Raw genomic sequence first — 458 nt, 5'->3', positions numbered from 1 at the left:
AAGATGAACCGATCCGAAGGCACCACGGAGGAGGCCGTTTGCTTCCGCCTTCCGGCGAACCGGATTCGCCAGGAATTCTTGGTTGAATCCTTCACCACGTTGGGCAACCCGATTTTGCCTCCCACCTGCCGGCCGGCCCTGAACGAATCCGTACGACAACCCTTATTTGCGGTTTTCGGGCGAAGGCCGACGCCAGGGCCGTTCGTGTCCCAAGTCCCCCCCCGCTTGGGCTGTCTGGCTGGGACCTTCAGACCCTCACGCCGCCAAATGCGCTCGACGCGCTTGTCGTTGACGAACCCACCGGCCGCCTTCAGCAATGCGCTGATCTTGCGGTAGCCATAGCGTCCGTACTTCTCAGCCAACGCCACGAGATCGGCCGTTAGCGCCTCTTCATCGTCGCGGCCCCGCGGTACCTTGCGCTGCGTCGAGCGATGCTGTCCGAGCGCCCGACAGGCGCG

1 protein-coding gene is annotated in these 458 nt (G+C 63.8%); it reads right to left on the bottom strand.

Annotated elements, in window-relative coordinates; translation table 11 throughout:
- A partial coding sequence (locus MKK60_RS19010; protein ID WP_243988173.1) for an IS3 family transposase occupies nt 1–458 on the bottom strand: 458 nt, incomplete at both ends.

Source organism: Methylobacterium sp. J-092, from assembly GCF_022829325.1.
GTDB lineage: Bacteria > Pseudomonadota > Alphaproteobacteria > Rhizobiales > Beijerinckiaceae > Methylobacterium.
Note: the sequence above shows the minus strand (reverse complement) of the source record. Positions and strands in the feature narration are given on the sequence as shown.